This is a genomic window from Nocardioides sp. S5 (genome assembly GCF_017310035.1).
Lineage (GTDB): Bacteria > Actinomycetota > Actinomycetes > Propionibacteriales > Nocardioidaceae > Nocardioides.
Map to the genome: position 1 here is coordinate 1,340,043 of NZ_CP022296.1, position 22,975 is coordinate 1,363,017.

At 69.4% G+C, this 22,975-nt stretch carries 21 protein-coding genes; 13 read left to right on the forward strand and 8 right to left on the reverse strand.

All coding sequences use genetic code 11. The annotated features are described in order from the left end of the window. Window positions 1-57: 57 nt before the first annotated feature. Together CFI00_RS06645 and CFI00_RS06650 are read left to right on the forward strand one after the other, a co-directional pair. Complete coding sequence (locus CFI00_RS06645) at window positions 58-1,563, forward strand: SCO6880 family protein (protein ID WP_207084458.1); 1,506 nt, start codon at window positions 58-60, stop codon at window positions 1,561-1,563. After that, complete coding sequence (locus tag CFI00_RS06650) at window positions 1,563-3,110, forward strand: ATP-binding protein (protein WP_207084459.1); 1,548 nt, start codon at window positions 1,563-1,565, stop codon at window positions 3,108-3,110. Before CFI00_RS06645 ends, CFI00_RS06650 begins: the two co-directional genes overlap by 1 nt. Here the strand turns inward: CFI00_RS06650 and CFI00_RS06655 are convergent. Next, window positions 3,107-3,415: a hypothetical protein gene (locus CFI00_RS06655; RefSeq protein WP_179652846.1), complete on the reverse strand. Its 309-nt coding sequence runs from the start codon at window positions 3,413-3,415 to the stop codon at window positions 3,107-3,109. The genes CFI00_RS06650 and CFI00_RS06655 overlap by 4 nt on opposite strands. Before the next feature lie 430 nt (window positions 3,416-3,845). Between CFI00_RS06655 and CFI00_RS06660 the strand changes: the two genes are divergently transcribed. The 5 genes from CFI00_RS06660 to CFI00_RS06680 all read left to right on the forward strand — a co-directional run bounded on the left by CFI00_RS06660 (window position 3,846) and on the right by CFI00_RS06680 (window position 8,994). Beyond that, the gene (locus CFI00_RS06660) at window positions 3,846-4,448 is read left to right on the forward strand and encodes a TetR/AcrR family transcriptional regulator (RefSeq protein ID WP_188782375.1); all 603 of its coding nucleotides are present in this window, start codon (window positions 3,846-3,848) and stop codon (window positions 4,446-4,448) included. Between the two features lie 36 nt (window positions 4,449-4,484). Continuing rightward, window positions 4,485-6,824: an MMPL family transporter gene (locus CFI00_RS06665; RefSeq protein WP_207084460.1), complete on the forward strand. Its 2,340-nt coding sequence runs from the start codon at window positions 4,485-4,487 to the stop codon at window positions 6,822-6,824. A 325-nt stretch (window positions 6,825-7,149) separates the two neighbouring features. Then, a complete protein-coding gene (locus CFI00_RS06670; RefSeq protein WP_179652840.1) occupies window positions 7,150-7,770 on the forward strand; it encodes a helix-turn-helix domain-containing protein in 621 nt (206 codons plus the stop codon). Between the two features lie 150 nt (window positions 7,771-7,920). Then, the gene (locus tag CFI00_RS06675; protein WP_242532719.1) at window positions 7,921-8,247 is read left to right on the forward strand and encodes a PaaI family thioesterase; all 327 of its coding nucleotides are present in this window, start codon (window positions 7,921-7,923) and stop codon (window positions 8,245-8,247) included. Window positions 8,248-8,337: 90 nt separating this feature from the next. After that, entirely contained in the window at window positions 8,338-8,994 is a 657-nt protein-coding gene (locus CFI00_RS06680) for a hypothetical protein (RefSeq protein ID WP_179652838.1), read from the forward strand. Between the two features lie 371 nt (window positions 8,995-9,365). Here the strand turns inward: CFI00_RS06680 and CFI00_RS06685 are convergent, their stop codons facing one another. The 3 genes from CFI00_RS06685 to CFI00_RS06695 form a co-directional block, all read right to left on the reverse strand. Then, window positions 9,366-9,824, reverse strand: coding sequence for a VOC family protein (locus CFI00_RS06685; protein WP_179652835.1), 459 nt, complete (start codon window positions 9,822-9,824; stop codon window positions 9,366-9,368). 86 nt (window positions 9,825-9,910) lie between these two features. Continuing rightward, window positions 9,911-10,384: a luciferase family protein gene (locus CFI00_RS06690; protein WP_207084461.1), complete on the reverse strand. Its 474-nt coding sequence runs from the start codon at window positions 10,382-10,384 to the stop codon at window positions 9,911-9,913. Between the two features lie 5 nt (window positions 10,385-10,389). Next, window positions 10,390-10,806 (reverse strand): DoxX family protein, encoded by a 417-nt coding sequence (locus tag CFI00_RS06695; protein ID WP_179652833.1) that lies wholly within the window; start codon window positions 10,804-10,806, stop codon window positions 10,390-10,392. A gap of 122 nt (window positions 10,807-10,928) precedes the next feature. Here CFI00_RS06695 and CFI00_RS06700 point away from each other — a divergent pair, with 122 nt between their 5' ends. Then, window positions 10,929-11,288: a helix-turn-helix domain-containing protein gene (locus tag CFI00_RS06700; RefSeq protein WP_179652831.1), complete on the forward strand. Its 360-nt coding sequence runs from the start codon at window positions 10,929-10,931 to the stop codon at window positions 11,286-11,288. A 338-nt stretch (window positions 11,289-11,626) separates the two neighbouring features. On the opposite strand, the gene CFI00_RS06705 is transcribed toward CFI00_RS06700, so the two are convergent. The 3 genes from CFI00_RS06705 to CFI00_RS06715 are packed head-to-tail and all read right to left on the reverse strand — an operon-like array spanning window position 11,627 to window position 14,926. Continuing rightward, on the reverse strand, window positions 11,627-13,420 hold the full coding sequence (locus tag CFI00_RS06705) for a hypothetical protein (RefSeq protein ID WP_207084462.1): 1,794 nt from the start codon (window positions 13,418-13,420) through the stop codon (window positions 11,627-11,629). Window positions 13,421-13,458: 38 nt separating this feature from the next. Then, entirely contained in the window at window positions 13,459-13,812 is a 354-nt protein-coding gene (locus tag CFI00_RS06710; protein ID WP_179652827.1) for a helix-turn-helix transcriptional regulator, read from the reverse strand. A gap of 28 nt (window positions 13,813-13,840) precedes the next feature. Beyond that, on the reverse strand, window positions 13,841-14,926 hold the full coding sequence (locus CFI00_RS06715) for a tyrosine-type recombinase/integrase (protein ID WP_179652825.1): 1,086 nt from the start codon (window positions 14,924-14,926) through the stop codon (window positions 13,841-13,843). Window positions 14,927-15,124: 198 nt separating this feature from the next. Between CFI00_RS06715 and CFI00_RS23835 the strand changes: the two genes are divergently transcribed. The 5 genes from CFI00_RS23835 to CFI00_RS06740 all read left to right on the forward strand — a co-directional run bounded on the left by CFI00_RS23835 (window position 15,125) and on the right by CFI00_RS06740 (window position 22,414). Beyond that, window positions 15,125-18,256: a peptidoglycan DD-metalloendopeptidase family protein gene (locus CFI00_RS23835; protein ID WP_207084463.1), complete on the forward strand. Its 3,132-nt coding sequence runs from the start codon at window positions 15,125-15,127 to the stop codon at window positions 18,254-18,256. A gap of 64 nt (window positions 18,257-18,320) precedes the next feature. Beyond that, on the forward strand, window positions 18,321-18,923 hold the full coding sequence (locus tag CFI00_RS06725; protein ID WP_207084464.1) for a hypothetical protein: 603 nt from the start codon (window positions 18,321-18,323) through the stop codon (window positions 18,921-18,923). After that, window positions 18,920-20,383 carry a TraM recognition domain-containing protein gene (locus CFI00_RS06730; protein WP_207084465.1) on the forward strand — a complete coding sequence of 488 codons (1,464 nt, stop codon included), beginning with the start codon at window positions 18,920-18,922 and terminating at the stop codon, window positions 20,381-20,383. The genes CFI00_RS06725 and CFI00_RS06730 overlap by 4 nt, the downstream gene beginning before the upstream one ends. Beyond that, a complete protein-coding gene (locus CFI00_RS06735) occupies window positions 20,380-21,081 on the forward strand; it encodes a hypothetical protein (RefSeq protein WP_242532720.1) in 702 nt (233 codons plus the stop codon). Before CFI00_RS06730 ends, CFI00_RS06735 begins: the two co-directional genes overlap by 4 nt. Before the next feature lie 511 nt (window positions 21,082-21,592). Beyond that, complete coding sequence (locus CFI00_RS06740; RefSeq protein ID WP_207084466.1) at window positions 21,593-22,414, forward strand: M48 family metalloprotease; 822 nt, start codon at window positions 21,593-21,595, stop codon at window positions 22,412-22,414. Here CFI00_RS06740 and CFI00_RS06745 read toward each other — a convergent pair. Continuing rightward, a complete protein-coding gene (locus CFI00_RS06745) occupies window positions 22,411-22,746 on the reverse strand; it encodes a hypothetical protein (RefSeq protein ID WP_207084467.1) in 336 nt (111 codons plus the stop codon). The two genes, CFI00_RS06740 and CFI00_RS06745, sit on opposite strands and share 4 nt — an antisense overlap. Between the last annotated feature and the right edge of the window lie 229 nt (window positions 22,747-22,975).

Here is a 22,975-nt window from a genome sequence, read left to right on the forward strand (position 1 = left end):
CGCCCCACCTGCCCCCAGCCCCCGATCGACATGCAATGACCCGGAAGGAAACCGACGATGACCATCTACGCCGACTACCAGCGCGACCGCATCGGCTGGTTCTTCGGCCTCTCCGGAGGCCAGCTGATGTTCCTGGCGCTGGCCAGCCTGCCGGCGTTCTGGGCGATCAGCCGCGGAGCGTGGTTCTCCGCGTTCCTGTTCGCCCTGGTCTGGCTGTTCCTGCTGGCCATCACCGTCATCCCGGTCCGGGGCCGCTCGGCCACCGGCTGGGTGTTCGCCTCGACGATGTACGCCGTCGGTGGGCTGCTCGGCTGGACCTCGTTCCGTGCCAAGGCCACCGAGGGCCGCGCCGAGGACCTCGACACCCCCGACCTTCCCGGGGTGCTGCAGGGCATCAAGATCCACGACGGCCCGCCGCACGGCTCGCAGCTCCAGCGGGTCGGAGTGATCCACGATGACGCCACGAAGACCTGGGCAGTCACCGCCTCGATCGTCCACCCCGGCATCGGCATGAAGGACTCCGAGGAGCGCAGCCGTTACGGCGAGGCGCTGGCCGGGCTGCTCGACGTCGCCGGCCGCACCGAGAAGATCGACGAGATCCTGTTCATGGTTCGCACCGTCCCCGAGGACGGCGCCGAGCGCGATCTGTGGGTCAACAAGCACCGCCGCGACAACGCCCCCCAACTGTCCGAGGTCGTCAACATCGACCTCGCGGTCGGCCTCACCCAGGCGTCGGTGCGCACCGAGCAGTTCGTGACGATCGTCGTCCCGGAGACCCGGATCGCCCGGTCGGCCAAGGAGTCCGGCGGTGGCTTCGAGGGCCGCTGCCGCGAGCTCTACCTGCTCATGTCCGAGATCGAGGCCCAGCTGCGTGGCCCGATGGGGATGACGTCGGTCCGCTGGCTCACCTCGCCGGAGCTCGCCCTGGCGTCCCGGACCGGATTCGCCCCGGGCGATCGCGCCGGCATCGTCGAGGCGCTCGCCATGCGGGAGAAGGACGGAGGCGTGAACGCCGACGTGCCCTGGGCGCTGGCGGGGCCCTCGGGCGCCGACGCGACGGTGCGGCACTACAGCCACGACGCGTGGAACTCGATCAGCGCCACCATCAAGCTCCCGACCCGCGGCGTGGCGATGGGCGCCCTGGCGCCGATCCTCACCCCGAGCGAGTCCGGTGAGCGACGCTCGTTCGTCGTCGCCTTCCCGATCGTGTCCCAGTCCAAAGCTGACCGGCAGTCCGGCAACGCCGAGTGGGCCGCAGACCTGGCTGAGGGAATGAACGAGAAGTTCGGCCGCAAGACCCGTGCCAAGCAGCGCGACGAGGCCCACAAGGCCCGCGGCCTGGACGCCAAGCTGGCCCACGGCAACGCGCTGGTCCGGCCTTACGCGGTCTGCACGGTCACGGTTCCCAAGACGCTGCGGATCACCGAGTTCGGCCGCCGCCTGGACGCCTCGATCCGACGCGCCGGGTTTGCGCCGCTGCGGCTCGACCTGGCTCAGGACGTCGGTTTCGCCGCCTCGACCATCCCCGTCGGGATGAGCCTGACCAGGAGTGGAGACGCCTGATGCCCACCACGACCCGCCGGAACCGCGGCGGCGCCGATCGAGGCAGGGACATGGCGGCCTTGTTGTCCGACTTCGGCCACGACCTGCCCACGATCCCCCCGCTCGCCCCGGAGGCCAAGGAGCCCCGGATCTTCAAGTACGCACCGCGCCGAGGTGCAGCTCGTCGCGGCCGCGGCTGGTCCCCCGCCACGGCCCCGGCGCAGGCCTGGCGGATGACCAGCGACCAGGCTCCGGTGTTCTGGCCGTTCGTGTCCGCGCCGGCCCTGCCCCCGACCGGGGCGCAGATGGGTGTCGACCAGCTCGCCGGCGGATCGTTCTACTGCGACCCGTTCGGCTGGGTGCTGCGCGACGACGTGCCGGCGACCAACCCGAACATCTTCCAGTTCGCCAAGCCGGGTACCGGCAAGTCCGGCACCACCAAGGCGTTCTGCACCCGGATGATGCCCTTCGGCTACCGGACCCTGGTCCTGGGCGACCCGAAGGACGAGTACGAGTCGCTGTGCCGCGCGCTCGGTGTCGAGCCCTTCGTCATCGCCCCTGGCTACTGGGCCCGGATCAACCCGCTGGCCATGGGCCCCCTCGGCCATGGCTGGGAGAAGCTCTCGGCCGAGGAGGCCCGACGGCGCGCGACGATCATCTTCAAGCGGTGGCTGGTCCTGGTCCGCGGCCTGGTCGGCAGCATGAAGATCGACGACGAGCGCCGAGTGCCGTTCGGCCCCGACGAGTCCGATGTGGTGCGCAACGCCTTGGCGATCCTCACCGGCTACGCCGCCGGCAACTCGATCCTCGAGGAGACGACCATCCCGCGGCTGTGGGACCTGCTGCGCAACCCCACCGAGGAGCTCGTCCGGGCGTGCGAGTACGCGAACACCCGCCAGTTCCTCGACGAGACCCGGCTGCTGCGCAACGCGCTCGGCGAGCTGGTCACCGGCACCCTGGCCGGCCTCTTCGACGACTTCACCAACATCGAGGTCGACTGGCGCGCCCCGATCCAGTCGTTCAGCCTCTCCCGGCTCGACGGCCTCGGCGACGAGGCGGTTGGCATCGCGCTGCTGTGCATGAACTCCTGGGGCCGCGGACTGCGCGAGATCGCCGAGCCCGGCGACCTGCGCATCGTCGTGCGCGACGAGGTCTGGAAGCAGATGCGCCTCGGCGTCTCCGCGGTGATGAGCTTCGACGCCGACCTGCGGCTCTCGCGCGGCATGGCCGGCAAGGGCGCCGACATCCAGTTCGCCAACCTCCACAAGCCCTCCGACCTGCTCTCGGTCGGCGATGCCGATTCCCAGGCCGCGATGATCGCCAAGGACCTCCTCGAGCTGGCCGACATCAAGATCCTCGGCGGCCAGAAGCCCCGCGTCGCGCGGGAACTCGACTCGATGCTCGGCTTCGGTCCGATCGCGCAGGACCTCGTCTCGGGCTGGGCGATGCAGGACAAGGGCCGCGCGCTGTGGTGCGTCGGAGACGCGACCTACAAGGTCCAGACGGTGCTCCACCCGCTGGAGAAGAAGCTCTACTACACCAACGAGGCCATCGAGGCCGCTCTTTAGAAGTTCGCGCGTATTTTGACGGTTCTGCGACGAACCTGAGCATACGCAACGTCCTCGAGCCTGTGCGGACACTCAGGTTCAGAGACGCCGCAACGGGAAGCGTGTGCCGGATCGGGAGCCGTCACCGAGAAGGTCACCGGACAGGTGATCCGGGACCCTTGAGCGGCGGCGAGCGCGCCGGCCAGGCGGCCTCGGAACCCCGTACCAGCCCAGCCGAGCCCTTCCCACTCCATCAGGTCGCGCAAGGCACCGGAGGCACAGTGCTCGGCCTGACGGTGCGGATAGTCGAGGACCACTTCGGCCATGACCTCACCCTGCCTTCATGCGGCTCCATCACTCGCGGAAGCAACGGGAGCGCAGTCCCCATACATTTATGCACGCATGTAACCCGCGGAGGTGCACCTGCGTTCAGATGCGAGGAGGACCGCTCGGCTGCAGAGCGTGGCGTCCTCCCGGATGCCACCATCACGTGCTTGGTCGAGCTCGGCTGCGCCGGCACCGCTGGCGCGGCGGTTGCGCAGAAGGCCGGGCTGTCGCGGGCGCCCAGCCGCACCATTGCGGGGACCCGCGACCAGTTGGTGGTCGCCGGGTCGAGCATCTGGCGCAGAAACGGCTGCGGCAGGTGCACGAGCAGGCGACTGAGCTGGCGCGCTCTGCGGAACCGCGCGCGGAGGCGAATGCGAGCTGCGCATTGGGCACTTTTGCTCATTGGGTAGGGACGGGCATACTGGGGGCGTGGATCGTGGGTTGCGGGATCTCAAGCGCGAGGCGACTGCGGAGGCGCTGGCCAAGGCGGCGTTCGATCTGACCCGTGAGCGCGGCTTGTCGGGGTTTGTCACTGCGGACGTGGTGGAGCGGGCGGGGTACTCGCGCCGTACCTTCGCGAACCACTTCTCCTGCAAGGAGGAGGCAGTTGCTTCGGTCGCGTTCGGTGGTGTCGAGGACGCGAGTGCGATCCTGACCGGCCTTCCCGCTGATCTGTCCCTGCTCGATGCCCTGCTGGCCGTGATGAGGACGCAGTTCACCGCAGACGCGTTGGTGAGGATGCGCGAGCTGATGGCGATGGCGCGGCAGTACCCGACCCTGGAGCCCTACGTACTGGGCGTTCAGCAACGCATGCGCCATACCGCCCAGGACCTCTTGGCCTCGGTGGCGGGAGACCGGTACCCCACCGTCTACGTGCCCCTGCTGTTCGGTGCCGTGTACGGCGCCGTGATGGCCGCCCTCGAGGGGACCCTCGATGTGCACCTCGGCGGTGAGAGCGACCTCAGCTCTACGTCGATGGACTACAGCTCATTCCTCGATATCACATTCGACTACCTGCGCCACGGCTTCTAGACGCCGCCCCACTTGCCCTCAAGGAGCACCAGGCCCATGTCCACTTTCTTGTACCGGCTCGGACGAACTGCGTTCGGCAAACCGTGGCTGTTCATTGCGGGCTGGCTCGCCGCCCTCGCAGTGGTAGTCGGCGCGGTCGCTATCAATGGGGTGAGCGTCAGCTCGGAGATGAAGATTGAGGGCACCGAGGCCCAGACCGTGCTCGACCGCGTAGCCGACGAGCTCCCCGCCGCCTCGGGGGGCCAGGCCAGTGTGGTCTTCACTGCCCCGGACGGTGAGCGGCTCGACACTCCGGACCGACTTGCGGTGATCAGCGGCACCGTCGGCGACGTCTATGACCTGGAGAAGGTCGTCAACCCCCTGGACGCCGCTCTGGGTACCGGGGAGCAGGGCGGACCGGGCACTCCTCAGGAAGATGCGCCGGCCGATCCCCCAGCCGGGTCGGACCAGGGGCAGGCGCCTTCCTACCAGCCGCTGGTGGTGGACGGGACCCCGGTGCCCGGCGTGCTGGTGTCCACGGACGGGCAGGTCGCGTTGTTCCAGTTCCAGTTCACAGTCGCCTCGACCTCGTTGACAGCTGACGACGTCACCTCGGTGGTCGAGGTGGTGGAGCGTGCCGAGGAGGGAACGGGGATCACCGTGCTCCCGAGCGACTCGCTCAAGGCCATCGAGATCCCGGTCGGAATCGGCGAGGTCGTCGGTCTCGCCGTCGCCGCCCTGGTGCTGGTGCTCACCCTGGGCTCGCTGATCGCGGCCGGCCTGCCTCTGATCACCGCACTGGTCGGCGTCGGCATCGGCGTGGGCGGCGCGTACGCGCTCTCGACGGCCGTCGAGATGAACTCCGCCACCCCCGTGCTCGGTCTCATGGTCGGCCTCGCCGTCGGCATCGACTATGCGCTGTTCGTGGTCAACCGGCAGCGACGGCTGATCCTCGACCAAGGCCTGACCGCGCGGGAGGCGGCCGGCAGAGCGGTCGGCACCGCGGGTAGCGCGGTCTTCTTCGCCGGACTGACCGTCCTCATCGCGCTGAGCGCGCTGACCGTCATCGGTATCGCGATGCTGTCCACGATGGCCCTGGTCGCGGCGTCCACGGTGGCCCTGGCCGTGCTCATCGCCCTGACCCTGCTGCCCGCACTGCTGGGTCTGGTCGGGGAGCGGATCTGCTCCGACAAGGCCCGATCCCGACGCCGCGCAAGGGTGGAGGCGGAGTCGCACAGCGTCGCCGACCACTGGGTCAAGGGTGTGATCAGGTTCCGGTGGCCCGTCATCGCGGGCGTGGTCGCGATCCTGGGCGTGATGGCGATCCCGGCGGCCAGTATGAACCTGGGTATCCCAACCGGCGAGACCGCGAACCAGGACACCGCCGCCCGGCAGAGCTACGAGGCGGTCTCCCAGGGCTTCGGCGAGGGATTCAACGGCCCCCTCCTAGTCACCGCAGAGCCCACCGGCACCGCAGGCCGCGTCACACCCGAGCTGACCGCGAAACTCCTCGGGGAGTTCCAGGACCGAGACGACATCGTGCTAGCCGCCCCCGTTGGCGTCAACGAGGCCGGCGACCTGGCCGTGTTCAGCGTCATCCCCACCTCCGGCCCCAGCGACGAGGCCACCAGCGACCTCGTGAAGTCGCTGCGCGAGCCCGACAACGCGATCGCCCAGGACAACCAGGTGCAACTCGGCGTCACCGGGTTCACCGCCATCGGCATCGACATGTCCGACAAGCTCGCCGACGTCCTACCGCTCTACCTCGGCATCATCATCGTGCTCTCCGTCCTGATCCTGATGCTTGTCTTCCGCTCGGTCGTCGTCCCACTCAAGGCCACCGCCGGCTTCCTGCTCAGCATCCTGGCCACCTTCGGTGCCACCACCGCCGTCTTCCAGTGGGGCTGGCTCAGTGGCCTCTTCGGGTTCGACACCGGCGGCCCGCTGATGAGCTTCATGCCGATCATCGTGACCGGCATCCTCTACGGGCTCGCCATGGACTACGAGGTCTTCCTGGTCTCCTCGATGCGGGAGGCACACATCCACGGCCAGCCGGCCCGCCAGAGCGTCGTGCGCGGGTTCGACCAGGCCAGCCGCGTCGTGGTCGCGGCCGCGATCATCATGGTCGCGGTGTTCTCCGGCTTCATCTTCAGCCACGACATCATGATCAAGCAGATCGGCTTCGCTCTCGCCGCCGGTATCCTCATCGACGCCTTCATCGTCCGGCTGACGCTCGTCCCGGCCCTGATGGCCGTCTTCGACGAGCGAGCATGGTGGCTGCCCCGCTGGCTCGACCGCGTGCTGCCCGACCTCGACATCGAGGGCGACAAGCTGCTGACCATGCTCAACCAGCAGGCCGAAGCAACCGACCGACAAAACATCGAGGTCCGCAACTGAGCGAACCGAAGCATCCAGAGCCGGACTTCTGGGGAACGCCCAGGACCCCCCGCCGGCAATCGGACCAGCGCTCCCGTATTCCATCCAATTCGCTGGGCAGGAAACGTCGCTGCCTCGGCCATTCGGCGGCTATCACGGCCGGACTGACCTGAGACCCTTCCGCGAGCGTGGCGGAGGTGTAGCGGTCGTCGTCGTCGAGCATCGCCGAACCCCTTAACCGACAGACGTCGGGTCCCGGCTTCGTTCAGGATGGCCCGCCCTCGGATGCGAGGAACTCGACGCACCCAAAGTTACATACATTCGTGCCTGCATGTAAGGTGTGACTGTGTCAGTGCAGGCAAGGCGGCAGGAGGAACGCTCCGCAGCCACCCGTCACGTGCTGTTGGAGGCCACCGTGGCGTGCCTGGTCGACCTGGGCTACACCGGTACCACGAGTGCCGCCGTGGCCGCGAAGGCCGGTCTGTCACGAGGCGCACAGCTGCATCACTTCGGGACCCGAGACCAGTTGGTGGTCGCGGCGGTCGAGTATCTGGCACAGAAGCGCTTGCGGCGAGTACGCGAGGCGTTGGCCGACCTGTCCCCGGCCACGCCTCAAGGGGCGAAGCGTTCTCGGAGTCGGATCGAGCCGCAGGAGGCTGCGCTCGGGCTGTTGGCAGAGGCTCTTTCGGGTCCGCTGTACGCCGCCACCCTGGAACTGTGGGTGGCCGCCCGCTCACACCCCGATCTGCGAGCCCAGTTGATCCCAGCCGAGGAGCGCGTCAACGACGAGCTTGCGCAGATCTGTCGCACCTACGTCACCGACGACCCGGTCACGATCCGGCTCACCCTCGACCTCCTGCTCGGCAGGGGGGTCAGCGGCCTGCTCACCTCCCACCCAGGCCACCGCCAAGAACAGGTCCTCGCCGCCTGGGCCCAACTCCTGAGAGGCCGTCCACCCCATGACTGACCTGCCATCGATGCTTGCCACCTTGGCTGAGAAGTTCCGCCCGCACGCGGAAGGAGTCGACCTGCCGCCCCACCACGAGCGGTGCCTGGGCTGCGGACCCGACAACCCGCACGGCCACCACCTCCAGGTTCGCCGCCATGGGACGGCGTCGTGGCCGAGCACACCTTCGACAACCGGCACATCGGCGCACCCGGCATCACCCACGGCGGCGCAGTCGCCACCGTCATCGACGACCTCTACGAATTCCTGCTCTACCTGGTCGGAACCCCCGCGGTCACCCGCCAGCTGACGGTCGACTACCGAGCGCCAGTACTGATCGGCGTCCCCTACCGGATGGAGGCACGCGTGACGAATCAAGAGGGCCGCAAACTGTTCCTCGCCGCCAGCCTGACCGACCGCGACGGATCCCTGGTCGGAACATCAACGGCCGTGTTCCTCACCGTCGGCGTCGACCACTTCACCCGGGGCACGCAGTGACCGCAGCATCGGGCGGGTGAACAACGCACCACACCGTCGCCCGAAGCGAACAGCGGGACCCGCTGCCCGTCAACGCAAGGATGGTTCCTCATGCTTCACAACGCTCTCCCGCTCTGGGCGGTACGCGCGCTCGCGGCCCTCGTCGCGCTGGTCCTCCTCGTCCTGACCCTCGGACTCGCCCTGCTCATCCCCCACATCCCGGCCCTCGCCAAGGCCGCCACCCACATGCCCGAAACCCTCGAGGTCGTCGACCGGGCCCCCGACACCCTCGACCAAGTCCAGCGGATCGACCGCAACGTCAAGAAGGTCACCCCGCCGGTCGTCAGAGCGACGAAAGACCTGTCGCTTGTCGCGCCGCACATCGAGACCCTCGCCGGCCAGGTCGACCGACTTCTGCACGACCTCGAGACGCTGCAACGCACCTCCAAACCCCTCGGCGAGGCCGCACCCAAACTCGCGCGACTGTCCGGCCAGCTCGGCGACCTCCAGACCTCCCTGCGCCGGCTCGACGGTCGCCTCGCCGGCCTCGACCAAAGCCTCGTCGAACCATTGGACAAGATGGAACGGCCGCTGCGCAGGCTCGCCTCCACCACCGGACCACTGCCCGGAAGTCTGGACCGGCTCAACCGAAGCACCGCCGTCCTCGAAGAACTCCCCGGCTACTTCGAGAACCTTCAACGGACCCTGCGGAGAGTGGAGCGGCACGTGCGTAACCTCGACGAGAAGACCGGCCCCAACATCCGCTGACCGAATGGGACCTCAACACCACGATCCGTAGTCTCCGGACACGCCCAGGCGGTTCACAGTGACGCGCTCGATGCAGGTGAACCGTCAGCCGGCCCCGCACCGGGGCATGCTGGACTGCGAGGAGCACGGAAACCGCGGCCATCGGACCCCCCGCGCGTGCGGGGCTCGCTCCCTTCCTCCACGCCTCGTAACCCATCGCGCAATCGGCCGCCGCCATACTCATCTGAGAGACGGCATGATTGTCGTAAGTGAGTAGCGCAGCAACACGGTGCCGGCCTTGTCACCTCCAGCACGGCCGGTGATCTGGGCAGCGGACTGGATGCCGATGGCCAGACGCTGCGGCCTGCGCCGCTCCAGGCATCCACGGAGGGTCACAGACGTAGGGGACGGATCGGGGCGAAGACCACCGAGGGGTCGGCGAGCCACTCCTCCGTGGCCATCACATCGACGTAGAGCTCGATCTCGTGCCCATCGGGGTCGGCGATGTAGAGCGAGTGGGTGACCGTGTGGTCGCTGGCCCCCTGGATCTGCACCCCGTGCTCGGTCAGGTGACGCACGACCTCGCGCAGGTCGTCGTCGTCGTCGCCGACCTTGAGGCCGAAGTGGTACAGGCCCACACGGTGCCCCGGGGGCATCGGCGCCGCGGCCGGGCCCACCTCGATGAGCAGCAGCTCGTGGTGGGTGCGTCCGGAGGAGAACGCCGCCGCGGGGACCGGCAGGGGGACCTCCCCGCGGATCTCGTTCCACCCGAGCACGTCTCGGTAGAACCGCCGTGAGCGCTCCAGGTCGCGGACGTAGAGCACCAGGTGGCCGAGCTCGTGGATGCGCATGATGGATGACTCCGATCTTTGTTCGACTGGTCCGGACCCGAGTGGCCCGGATGCCGAGCACGTCGGCGCTCTGTCAGTACGGCTGGTCAGGCCGGGGGGTTGGTGGCGTACTCGAAGGCGGCGGTCACGATCTGGGAGACCAGCTCTGCCTCCTCCTCGTCGCGGGGTGCGTAGATCATCACCGCGCCCGAGGTGATCAGGCCGCGGCGGGCGATCGGGTGTTGCTCTGCCCAGCCTGTCTCGATTACGCGGGAGGCGACGTCGGGCGGCAGCACCAGGTGCAGTGAGTGGTCCGGGGCGGGGTGCAGGTGAGCGAACTCGGTGCCGATCATGAAGGCCTCGGGCGGGCCCTGCGCGGCGTCTTCCGGCAGGGTCAGGGCGCGCGCTCCCGGGACCGAGATCATGCTGGGGCGCCAGACCACGTCCGGCAGCTGGGCGAGCCGCTCCTCCAGGAGGCGGCGCGGCCGATCGTCGTCCGGTTGTTGATCGAGCTGAGTGTGCGGATTGCTCGGGGTAGTGCGCGGCCTGGCGCCGCCGCGGGCGGGCAGGTCGACCAGCAAGCCGGTCACAGCGTGAACACCGGGCCGAGCACGAGCAGGCCGAGCTCGTCGCCCGCGGAGGCGAAGAACGCGAACAGGGCGAGCGCGGCACCCGCGAGGGACAGGTCCTTGAGGAACTGGGTCTGCTCGTTGGCCTTGCTCGCCGGGTCGGTCTCGCGCCAGAAGCCGTGCATCAGCACCGCCGTCGGCACCAGGAAGGCGACCAGCAGCAGGGCACCGAGGTCGGGCCAGACCCCGACGGCCACCATGAGGCCGCCCAGGATGCTCACCGCACCAGAGAAGGGCACCATCAACCCGGCGGCCGGCACACCCTTGCTCGCCACGTAGCCGGTCATCATCTCCCGCTGGCTGAAGTGGCCCATCCCGGCGCCCAGGAACAGTAGCGCGAAAAGGATCCGGCCGATGAGGACCAGAGCGTCCATGAGAGCTCCTCGTGTGCGAAGTAGACACTTACTCTTTGTAAGTGACTCTAGGAGTATCATTCCGGGAACGGCGTTGGCAAGAGTCAAGGTCCGGCGACTCGTCGGCCGCGGAGGTTGTCTGCATGGACGAGACACAGGGCTACTGTCCGGTTTTCCACCGCGCGGTCGAGCTGATCGGGCGGCGCTGGAACGGCCCGATCATCCGCGCACTCCTCGACGGAGCCGACCGCTTCGGCGAGATCCGCTCAAGAATCCCCGGGCTCACCGATCGGCTCCTCGCCCAGCGGCTCCGCGAGCTCGAGCGCGAGGGCGTGGTGGAACGCGCCTCCTCCGCCACCACCGTGCACTACACGCTGACGACCAAGGGCCACTCCCTGGCGCCGGTGATCGAGTCCATAGCCCAATGGGCTGCGGCGTGGGAACCTCCAGGATCGACCAGCTCGGCGCAGGGCCGCAGCGCCGCGGACTCGCGACGCCGGTAAGCAGACCGACCACGAACGCTGTCGCGTCGAGCTCCGCGAGAAGTGGATCCGCTTGCGGGACTCCTCCTCCACCACTCGAGCCACCGGCTCTGGAATCTCCTTGATGTTTCGGGGGGACGCCGCCTGACCTGCATAAACGCGGTGTAGGGCGCCACGTCCCCCCGCCCTTCGACGGTTCGGGGGGACGGATGGGGGGACGCTGAGCCGCCACGCTGCGGCCCGTGACCAGATTCGTCAGCGCCAGATTGTCCGAATCATGCGCGCCGCGGTTGCTTATCCGTGGCGTGAGGATGCTGCGACAACTCTCGACCGGCGCCGCGCGGTACGTGAAAGCACGGTCATGGCTGGGTGCCAGGCTGGTCTTCGTTCCTCAGGTCGGGGTGCTCGACGGTCTTGAGGTAACGGGTGGCGCCTTCGACGCTGAGCCCGAAGAGGTCGTAGATGCGGCGTACGTCGCCGCCGGTGGCATGGATCTCGTGCAGGATGCGGTCCTCGCGCAGCGCCCGCGGGCGGACGCGGCTGTCCTTCCAGGGAAAGGACGGACCGCCGGGGACGAGACGCGGCGCGGTGCGACGGTTGATGAGCAGGTATGGGTTCGCGGTGGCTGGCCAGGTTCGGTTGCGGTGGTCAAGCCAGGCACTCAGCCTGGCCCGAACGGGTGCGGCGAGCGGGATGTCGCGGCCGCCGAGGTGGAGGCGACCGTCGACGATGTCGGTCAGCTGCAGCTCCCCGACCTGCTTGCCGGTCAGTCCGTGGAAGGCCACCAGAGCCACGGCGAGCGCGACGGCCGGGTTCGGCGAGTCCAGCTCAGCCCGGATCACTGCGGGGTCCAGCGGCAGCGGAAGGTTCGTGGCGACACGGGTGAGGTCGATGCCCCTCATGGGGTTGGTGAAGACGAGCCGGCGGCCCTTGAGGATCTTGAACAACGACATCAGCCCGTTCTCGGCGAAGTGGCGGTGGCTGGTGCCGGCAGACAGGGCCGCGAGGGCGACCAGGATGTCGTCAGTGCTGATCTCGGCGAACGACTGACGCCCGGCTTCGACCCACGCCTGCACGACGGGCACGAGGCCCTGGATGTGGAGCTCGACGGTCTCGGGTTCGCGAGGCAGCTGGCGTGGCGCTTGTCGGGATCCGCCGAGCATGACCTGGAGCCACAGTTGGAGGTGTTCCCGCATGGTGTCCGGGAGGGCGCCGGATTCGATGAACTTGGCGTTGAAGTACCGCTCGACCCGGGTCGGGACGTCCTCGATCAGCAGGTCGGCTTCGGCGAGGACGTCGAGAGTGGAGGTGATGGTGCCGTCGTAGCGGCGCAAGCACACGACGTCACTGGCGCGGACCTTCGCGGTGGGAGTAGGTCGCAGGATCTGCAGCAGCCGCAGGGACTGGATCACGGCATTGCGCTGCCTGACGCTCCAGCCATAGCGGCGGGCGTGGTCGGCGACGATGGCCGCGCAGTACCGGGTCAGTTCGCTGTCCTCCACCAGGAGGCGTTGGCGCAGCACCTCGGGGTCGGGGTCCATCTCAAACAGGGCCAGCTGCTCAAGCGCGTGATCGTTGAACCTGGTGCCTGGCTGGTAGGGCAGCTGGTTCTTGTTCTTCTTCGACCAACGGCCAGCCCAGCTGACGTAGTCAGGCACCGGTGTCACGCGTCGCTTGAAGACCATGTTGGCGAAGAACAGCTGCTGGCTGTCCTTGTTCCCCGCGGCGACATCGGGTGCCCGCCCGGGTTTCTGTTCGAGGCGGGCATTCTCGAGGCAGAGGCGACAGGCTTGTCGGTCGCTGACGTGGCTGGCGCGGCCGCAGTGGGCGCAGGTGCCCTTCGGGTAGTGGCTCTGCCACCAGCGGCAGGACCAGCAGGTCCAGTTGTGGCGGGGGTAGACGCCCCAGGCCAGGCAGCCCTTGCAGGATCCGATGTGCTCGGGGCTGCGGGGATGACACCGGCTGCACAGCCCCTGACTGAAGTAGTCGGTCCGGGCGCGGCAGCGGTTGCACGGTGGAGCGGCGAACGGGCCGCCGGGCAGGCATTGATAGCAGAAGTCGACTCTGGGGCTGGTCCACGCGACGCGGTTGCTCTGGCAGGCGTTGCACTTGGGCGGCAGCCGCAACGCCGCGTTGGGGCCGGGCGCGGGCATGCGGTGCTCGTCGTGTCCGTGGGCGATGGGGGTGCGGGCTACAGCGGCGGGGTCGAGCGGAGCTTGCCGAGCCGCGGGGTGACCGCCGGTGGCGTGCCGCCGTTGCCGTTCGGATCGCCATCCCCGTTTCCGCCGTTGGCGGCGTCGGTGTTGCGGGGACGGCGCGCAGCGACCTTGTCCGGCTCGGGTGTCATCAGGTCGTTCGGGGTGCATTCGAGCACGGCGCACAGGACGTCGAGCTCTTCGAGGCGCATCGTCGGCGGGGTCCCGGCCCACCACGACGACATCTTCCCGGCGGAGATCTCGAGCCCGGCATCTGCCAGCATCCGCCGAAGTTCTGCGGACTTCCAGATCCCTCGTTCGGCGGCCCGCAGCCGCAAGCTCCACTGCATCTGGATCCTCTCCTTCGATTCGGTTGGGTCAGTCGGTACGGAGGCCCAGGCGGGCCTCGACGCGGTCGCTCGCGCTGTTCCACGCGCGCTCGATGTGATCGCTGCGGACGTGGAGGTAGCCCGAGGTCGTGGCCAGCCACTGGTGGCCAAGGAGCTCCTGGAGCGCCTTGATGTCCATCCCGGCCGCGTACAGCGACGATGCGCAGTAGTGCCGCAGCACGTGTGGCGTCATTCGCCCCGACCACGCCGGCAACCACTCGTCGACCTGGATCCCCAGGGCGCGGCGCAGCGCGTTCGCACCGACACGTCCACAGCGGTCCAAGTCCCTGTCGAACCGCTCAGAGGGCAGCAGTGGCGCGTCCGGGTCGGCCCAATCCTCGCCGTACTGCGGACGGACCTCGGCCAGCCACCAGTCGATCAACTGGTTCGCGCCGTTGATTCCGGGCACCAGCCGCGGCTTCGGTCCGCGGCCGCCCGAGCCCTTGCCGTGGCGGACGTGGAGCTTGCCGAACTCACCCAGATCGGGGCGCCAGTCGCGGATGTCGAGCATGACGGTCTCGTTGATACGCAGCCCGAGTCGGCGCCACAGCGAGGCGGCGAAGTAGTCGCGGGCCGCGGGAAGGTACTTGCGTGCCTGGGTGACCGACCCGCGCCAGGCGGTGAACAGCGAGTCGATCTCCTCATCCGACGGCGGAACCCGGACCTTGCCCAGCGATGCCCCGGACTGGCGATTGAACTCATCGATCGGCTGCTCGACCAAGACACCGGTCGTGCGGCGGATCGCGCCCTCGTAGCGGGCGATCACGAACTCGTAGAAGCCCGCCAGCGCGCCGGCCTTGCCGGCCCGGGTCGACACGCTGAGCCCCATCCGCCGCTGCTGGGCCAAGAACGCGTCCGCGTCCGCACAGGTGGCCTCCCACAGCGGAGTCGACAGCGAGCGAGCGAACTCGATGACGATTGCTCGCGTCCCGCCGATGTGGCGGTCAGTCAGACCTGCCGCCGACATCGCCAGCGCGTACTGGTCCACCAGCTCCTGCTCGAAGTCCTGGGCCGCCTGCGCACCTATAAGTGCCGGATCAACAGCGCTGCCGCCCGGCAACGCCACCAAACCCATCAGTCACCGACTTCAAGGGAAGCGATCATGCATCGATGCTACAGCCAAACCGTCGTTCGAGGTGACGCTTTGTCAATTCAGGCCCGTTGGAGAGCTGAACCGACGCCACCTGCACAAACGCAGATCGGAGCGCATGGACGCCTGATCGAACCTGAGTTCCTAGAGATTGCCGGCTGAGGCGCTCGGGACTGACCTGTTGTGAAGAAGCTACTCCTCGCCGGACTGCCGGTCCTGATCATCTTCATGGCCCTGCCGTTCGTCGTGACCCTGATGGTGGTTATGACCACGACCGCGGCCGCCGAGTGCCGCGCCCAGACCAGCGAGACCGCACCCACCGAGCTCGGTGACCTCGGTGTCATCGACGGCCCCGTGGGCGGCCCGGTCAAGGGCAAGATCACCATGGCGCAGGCCAACATCCCGCGCCGCTCCGGGCTCGCCGGCTTCCGGGCGTCCATGCCCCGGGTGCTGTCGACGAACCCCGACTTCGTGAGCCTCAACGAGGCCAGCGGCTGGAGCCTGGCGCAGATCGAGGCCGCCGCCCCCGGCTACGGAGCGTTCCGGGTCACCGACCACACCGGCGACAACAACTCGATGGGGAACGTCGTGCTCTGGAAGCGCGACATCTGGTCCAAGGCCAACGGAGGCCGGGTCACCCTCGCCGTCGACGACAACACCTACTACAAGGGCCGCCCGGTCACCTGGGACCGGTTCGCCACCTGGGTGATCCTCGAGCGCGCCGACGGCGCCGTGGTGTCGGTGATCTCGACCCACCACATGACGAACCCGCACAAGTACCCCCGCCAGCACGGGAACCCGCCGCTGACCCGGCCCCAGCAGTACGGCGCCGGCATGGACATCCTGCTGCAGCTGCGCAACTCCCTGGCCACCCACGGCCCGGTGCTCATCGGCGGGGACATGAACACCCACGCCTCCTACACCGACCTCCCGTGGGCGGCGGCCGCCAAGATGAAGGCCGCCGGCTACGGCTGGCACAACCACTCGGTCGACTTCATCTTCTTCCCCCAGCACCAGGGCGTGCGGCTCGAGGGCGGCTGGGACGGGGCCATGGTCTCCGACCACCACTGGATCGCCGCCCGCATCGCCATGAACGGCGCCGGCCCCGAGAGCGCCCCCACGACCGCGGCCACCAGCGAAGGTGTGGTGAACGCCGCCGACACCACAAGGACGTCGGCCGAGCCCCCGTCCGGCGACGTGCTCGCCCAGCTGATGCGACTGCGGTTCGCCTCCAGCTACCCGACCCTGACCACCGAGCAGGCCCGCAACGCGATCACCATCGCCCAGGTCGCACGCGACCTCCAGGTTCCCCGCTCCGGCCTGCAGATCGCGATCGCCACCGCGATCCAGGAGTCCAAGCTGGTCAACCTCAGCGGCGGCGACCGAGACTCCGGCGGCCTGTTCAAGCAGCGTCCCTCGACCGGCTGGGGGAGCCGTGCAGAGGTCACCAACCCCGTCCTCGCTGCCCGCGCCTTCTTCGGCCAGGCCCAGCACACCGGCAACCCCGGGCTGCTCGACATCCCTGGCTGGCAGGACATGGCGCTGACCCAGGCCGCCCAGGCCGTGCAGCGCTCTGGCTTCCCCGACGCCTACGCGCAGTGGGAGGACGTCGCCGGCGACATCACCGATCTGCTCGGCGGCGACCTGCCCGACCTCCCCGACGACGGCTCCACCACGAACGTCGCCAACTGCCAGGGCGAGACCGTCAACCCGATCACCGTCGGCACCCTCAACATCCTGGGCGCCGGCCACACCGACGCTCAGCCGGGCGGAGGCAACGAGAGGCCCGGCTACGACACCTGGGACAAGCGACTGCCCGGGGCCATGCGCACGATCGAGAACGCCGGCGTCACGATCGCCGGCCTCCAGGAGGTGCACGGCCCGCAGGCCACCGCGCTGGAGAACCAATACGCGGCCAAGTGGGGCATGTACCCGGCCAGCGGCAAGTCACAGAACCGGGTCATCTGGGACCGCAACGAGTGGAAGCAGACCGACGGCCGCCTCGTCGACATCCCCTACTTCGGCGGCAAGGAGGTCGGCATGCCCCTGGTGCAGCTGACCTCGACCACCACCGGTCAGGTGATCTGGGTCTGGAGCATCCACAACCCCGCCAACACTCGAGGGAACGCCGCCGGGCACCGCAAGGAGGCGCTGCGACGCCAGCTGGCCACCATGACCGAGCTCTCCGGCACCGGCACCCCGGCGGTGATCCTGGGCGACTTCAACGACGGCAAGGACGGCAACAACTCCTCACACTGCGCGTTGACCCCTGAGCTGAGCAACGCCTTCGGCGGATCGGCTGAGCCCTGCAAGAAGCCCAAGAAGGACGCGCCGATCGACCACATCTACGGCGCCAACCTCACCTGGGCCAGCGCCGAGGTAGACAACAGCACCCAGGCCAGCAAGCTCGCTGACCACCCACTCGTGGTCGCCACCACCGCCGGCAGCAGCGCGGGCTGTGCGGTCGCCCAGGCGACCAACTACAACCTCGGCCCGGTCAAGCCGCAGCTGACGCAGCTGGTGAACATCCTCGGCCCGATGTTCGACATCAAGACCGTCGGCGGCTACCGCGAGAGCGCCACCGACCCCCACGGTCACCCGGCCGGTCTGGCGGCCGACTTCATGGTCCCGCTGACTCCCGCCGGCAAGGCCCAGGGGGACGCGCTCGTGGCGTACGCCCAGGCGCACGCGAAGGAACTCGCCATCGACTACATCATCTGGTACCAGCGCATCTGGTCGGTCGCGCGGGCCGACGAGGGCTGGCGACGGATGGAGGACCGGGGGTCGGCTTCCGCGAACCACCTCGACCACCCGCACATCAACGTGCTCCCCAACGCCCAGGCCTCCCCGGTTGGTCTCGAGGGCGCGTCCTGTGACGAGGTGGTCTACCCGGTTCCCGCGCAGTACATCGGAACGGACCGGAAGAACTGGCACGATACCGGCCCCTACTGGTCCAACTGGCACACCGGAACCGACTTCTCCGCCCCTTGCGGCACGACCGTTTACGCCGCCCACGCCGGCACTATCGAGATCGACACCAGCCAGGCCTGGGCCGGCCCGCAGCTGGTCAAGGTCACCACCGGCGCGGGGTCCCTGACCACCTGGTACGCGCACATGCAGAACGTCACCGTCAGCCGCGGTCAGACTGTCGCCGCCGGCGAGCCGATCGGCCAGGTCGGCAAGGAAGGCAACGGAAGTGGCTGCCACCTCCACTTCGAGGTCCACCTCGAGAACGGCTCCATCTACGGACCCGACAACGTCGACCCCTCGACCTGGCTGGCTGAAAACGCCTCGAAGTCGAGTCGGTCTGTGTGATCGCTGCCGGGCCCTCCCGACACATAGGTGACCAGCCAGAACTTCGACCACGAGGTGGAATTCAATGCAGCGAGAGCGACGACGCGACCCCTACCCCTGGACCTGGGAGATCCCTGTAGCCGTGGCCCTGGCGACCCTGTTCGTCATCGTCATCGGCATCCAGCTCGGCCGCTCCGTCGCGAACCTGCTCGCCGGCGCCGGCTGGACCTGGCCCGACGCCAACGCCGGCGCGTTCCCCTCACCGATCGGCACCGCCTTCTGGACCAGCCTTCCCGGCGCGCTCGGCGGGCACGCCGATGCCGGCCTGCCCACACCGACACCGGACGGCCTGGCTGGCCGGGGCCTGGTGTGGGTCAGCCTCGCGATGACCGAGGTAGCGCTGCTGACCGCCACCATCTGGGTCGGCGTCTGGGCCTACCAGCGCTGGGGCCCGGGACGCATGCGCGGCATGGCCACCGCCGCAGAGGCCGAGAAGATCCTCGGTGTCACTCGGCTGCGCAAGGTCGCCGGCATCGTCCGGCCCGACCTCTACGGCAAGCACGCCGCCGCCACGGCGGCACCCGTTCAGCGCACCGCCGGTGACCTCACCGAACAGACCGGGCCGCAGCTCGGCCACGGGCTCAGCCCGTGGCTCCTGAACGGCCGCCGGACGAAGGAGGAGCGATGAAGCTGAGGTTCAATCCGTGGGACGTGGGCTGGCGCATCGGGGACGCGCACGAGCCGCGTGGCGGCGAGCTGTGGGTGCCGTGGGACCGCACCGCCGGCGTGATCGGCCCGCAGGGCTCCGGCAAGACCCTCGACTTGCTCACCCCGGCGCTGCTCAGTGCCCCGGGCGCTGCCCTGGTCACCCTGACGAAGGTCGAGGACCTGCTGCTCAGTCTCACCGAACGCTCCCGCGACGACCGGCCGTGCGTGGTCCTCGATCCGTTCGGGCTGGCCGAGGGCGTCGTCGACGAGCTGATCTGGGACCCGATCGCCGGGTGCGTCGATCCCAAGGTCGCCGAGCGGCGAGCCAAGGCCTTCACGGCCGGCACCGTCAAGGGTGCGATCACCGGCGGCACCGGGGACGATGCGGCCCGGTTCTATGCCGCGGAGTCGGCGAAGGTGCTGCAGGGCTACTTCCACGCCGCGGCCCTGACCGGGAAGACCCTCGAGGACGTCTTGCAGTGGGTCGCGAACCCGACCGCGGCCACCCAGCCGATGGAGATCCTGCGACGCCACCCGCACGCCGAGCCGTTCTGGCACGGCCTGCTGCACGGGGCGCTCAACGGCGACGACCGCACCGCCGGCAACACGATCACCACGGTGCAGCAGGCGGTGTCCCTGTTCTTCCAGGCCGACATCCGCCGCCGCTGCGTGCCCAGCCACGGGCACCCGGCGACCGCCCTGGCCGACGTGATCCGTCGACGCGGCACCATCTACCTCCTGGGCCGCGAAGACCCCTACGCCTCGGCCAGCCCGCTGATGACCGCGGTGGCCGAGCACGTGCTGGACACCGGGCTGCTGCTGGCCAACTCCTCACCGTGGGGAGGCCGGCTGTGCCCGCCCCTGGTCTCGGTGCTCGACGAGCTGCCCTCGACCGCACCGCTGCCGACCCTGCGCACCCGGATGGCCAACGAGCGCGCCCTGGGCCTGTCGTTCATCTGGGCCGCCCAGACCCGTCCCCAGCTGACCAGCATCTTCGGCGAGCACGAGGCCCGGGCGCTGCTCGGCCTCACCAACACCCTGGTGATGTTCGGCGGCTCCAAGGACGTCGCGTTCAACCAGGAGATCTCCGACCTACTCGGCCAGGTCCGGATCGGGCGACGCACTCACCGCGGCAATGGAGGCGGCTACCAGGGCGACGACATCGCGATCCTGCGGCCCGAGGAGGTCCGCCAGCTCCCCGAACGGCGGGCCCTGGTGATCGCCGAGAACGGCAAGCCGATCATCGCCAAGCTCCACCGCTGCGTGGAGGGCAAGGCCGGCGAGCGGCTGCTGGCCGACCAGCGGGCGCTGCGCGCGCGGCTCACCAACGACCGCCGCATGGTCATCACCCCCCAGGCCCGGGCGACCGCCGCCCTCGTCGAGGCGCGCCGCCTCGGCTTCGTCGATGACGAGACCGAACCGACAAGGAGTGAGCTGTGACGACCGAACAGGCCCGACGGGTCGCGCCCAGCCCGATGGTGTTCCCGTTCCCCGTGCCCGGGGAGCAGGTCCGGCTGGCTTACCGCGAGCTCCACATAGCCATCAACGGCACCGAGGAGCAGAAGAAGGCTCTGGGCAACCACACCCTGCTGCTGCCGCGGCCCTGGGAGCCGGCCACGTGCCTGGACCCCGAGCTGCGGCACGGGCTGTGGGAGTGGCTCGAGGACGTCGTGGTCTGGCTCAACCGCGAGTACACCTGGGACGTCTCCGGGCTCATCCCCAGCTGCTGGCCCCTGCACCCGCACCTGGTCCACGAGATCGCGGTGCTGGCCGACCAGCGCCGCCGAGCCGGGCTGGCGATGACCAGCGACGCGCTCGAGGAGTGGCACCGCTACTGCCTGCCCGCCTTCACCGACCGCATGCGGAACAGGCTGCGGGCGCACTGCGACGACGAGCACAAGAGCTGGCCGGCCAAGCCGCGGCACAACGAGCACCTGGGCGAGGCCAGCACCCAGCGGCGTGAGATCGCCTTCGCCCACGACGTCGACGCGCTGCCCGTCAACCGACGGGCCTATGAGCAGCCCGAGCCGGTCGGTCGACCGCGCCTGGTCGAGGTCGACCTGGACACCGGCGAGATCAAGGACGACCCGCTCGGTGCGCAGCCGCGCACCCGAACTGAGAAGGGACCCCGGGAATGACAGAGGCAACGATGCAGACGAAGGAGCGTTCCGAGGCCATCGGCCGCGCGCAGCGCGCTCTCAAGGCCCTCGGCGAGCACCCGCGCTCGAGCAAGAAGGAGCTCGGCCACGCGCGCGAGCACCTCAACGCCTGCTACTCCCACGGCTCCGGCGAATACGTGTGGAACGCCGTGGCGCAGGTCGAGGCAATGGCTGAGCGTCGTTACGGCGTCCCCAGCACGGAGGAGCACCGCCAGCTGGTGGAGCCGAGCGAGGACCTCGAGGAGCCGGCGACAGCCGCCGCGGCCGCGCGGCCGAGGACCGGGCGCCGGTGTCGACGACGCCGGCACGCGAGGTGGGACTTGCTCCCACCGCGTCGAGATGACGCCGAAGCCTGCGCCCAGTGCGCGAACCGGCCTCAGAACGCCGCTGAGAGACCAGGAACCCGGCCTGACGGGCTCGGTGGTGCCAGTGCGTTGTGTCAGAGCGATTCTGAGCGATCCCGCCGCAGCGGCCGTCAAGGCCTAGAGCCATGCCCGACCCCGGGGCCTACGCCCTCCTGATCGTCGTGGCGATCGCCTACCTGGGCGGCGCCGTCCTGGTGGTCGCGGTGTTGGCCAAGGTCCTGGTCGCCTGGTCGGAGGGCTGGCGCACCCGCCGCGCCGCCGAGCCGGTCGACCAGGCGCTGGAGCAGCGGGCCGCCGCTGCGATGGCGGCCGTCGCGGAGCGCGCGAACGTCGCAGCACCTGCCACCGACGTCGTCGCGATCCTCGGTGCGCCCACCGGCGCCTCGGAGCGCGTTGTGGGTGACGGTGGGCTGGCGGTGACGCGCTTCCGGGCGGGACACCCGGCCATCGTGGTGTTCGCCCGGGCCGCACTCACCGGGCTCAACTGCGCCGCGGTGCAGAGCCTGGCTGCCCACGAGCTCGCCCACGTCATCCGACGTGATCGGACCTCGGCCGCGGCGCGCTACGCGTGGCTGCTCGGCTACCTGGTGCTCGTGCTCGCCGGCGCCGGCCTCACGGTCACGGCGCTCGCGGCTGCGCCGCAGCTGGCCGGCCCGGCGGTGCTGGCCACGATGAGTGCCGCCGTGGCGTTCCTGGGCTTGCGTGTCGCCTTCGACCGGCGGGAGGAGATCGCCGCCGATCTGTTCGCCGTCGACCTGACTCGTGACCTGGACGCGGCCGCCGAGCTGATGCGGTTCTACGAGGACAACGTCGCCCGCCCGCTGCCTGATGGTGGTCTCGGCCGAGCGTGGGCGCGGCTCGAGCGACGCTGGTTCGCCACCCACCCTGAGCCGCAGGCACGGCTCGCCGCCATGCGCCGCCACCTGGTCGACCAGGCGGCCGACTAGCCCTCGACGGCGCCGGGACCACCGGCCACGGCCAGAGACCGCGGCTCGGGCCTGTAGGACAGCACTCCCTCACGCGCGAGCGTCCGGTTGATCCGCTCCCGCAAGGCCGGCGCCCAGCCCAGCGCGTCACCGAGCTCGGTCCACGTCGGGCCGGAGCCGGTGCGTTCCCACACGTCGGCGACATACGCCTTGGCCCGCTCGGCGTCACGATCGGCTGCGGCCCGCGCGGTGGCGACAGCCTCCGCGCGCGCTTGCTGCTGCCCTCGCCACGCCGCCTCGAAAGACTCCAGCGCGGGGGCGGCCCAGCCCGGAGACTGCGCGGTCAGATGCACCGCCAGCCGGTGCCGCGGCAGCCCGGGGGCGCCCTGCGGCGCCCACCAGGTCGACGAACGTGGCGACCAGCTCGTCCGGCGGGGTACCTACGTAGCCGCGGCCCTGATCTGCGAGGCCGTCGTCACCGGCGGCGGCAAGGAACTGCCGCACCTGAGCGCGCGTCGCACGCCGGGGTCGCTTCGTGGCAGACATGGCACCTTGATCGGCCGGGGGAGTGGGCGCCCAAGG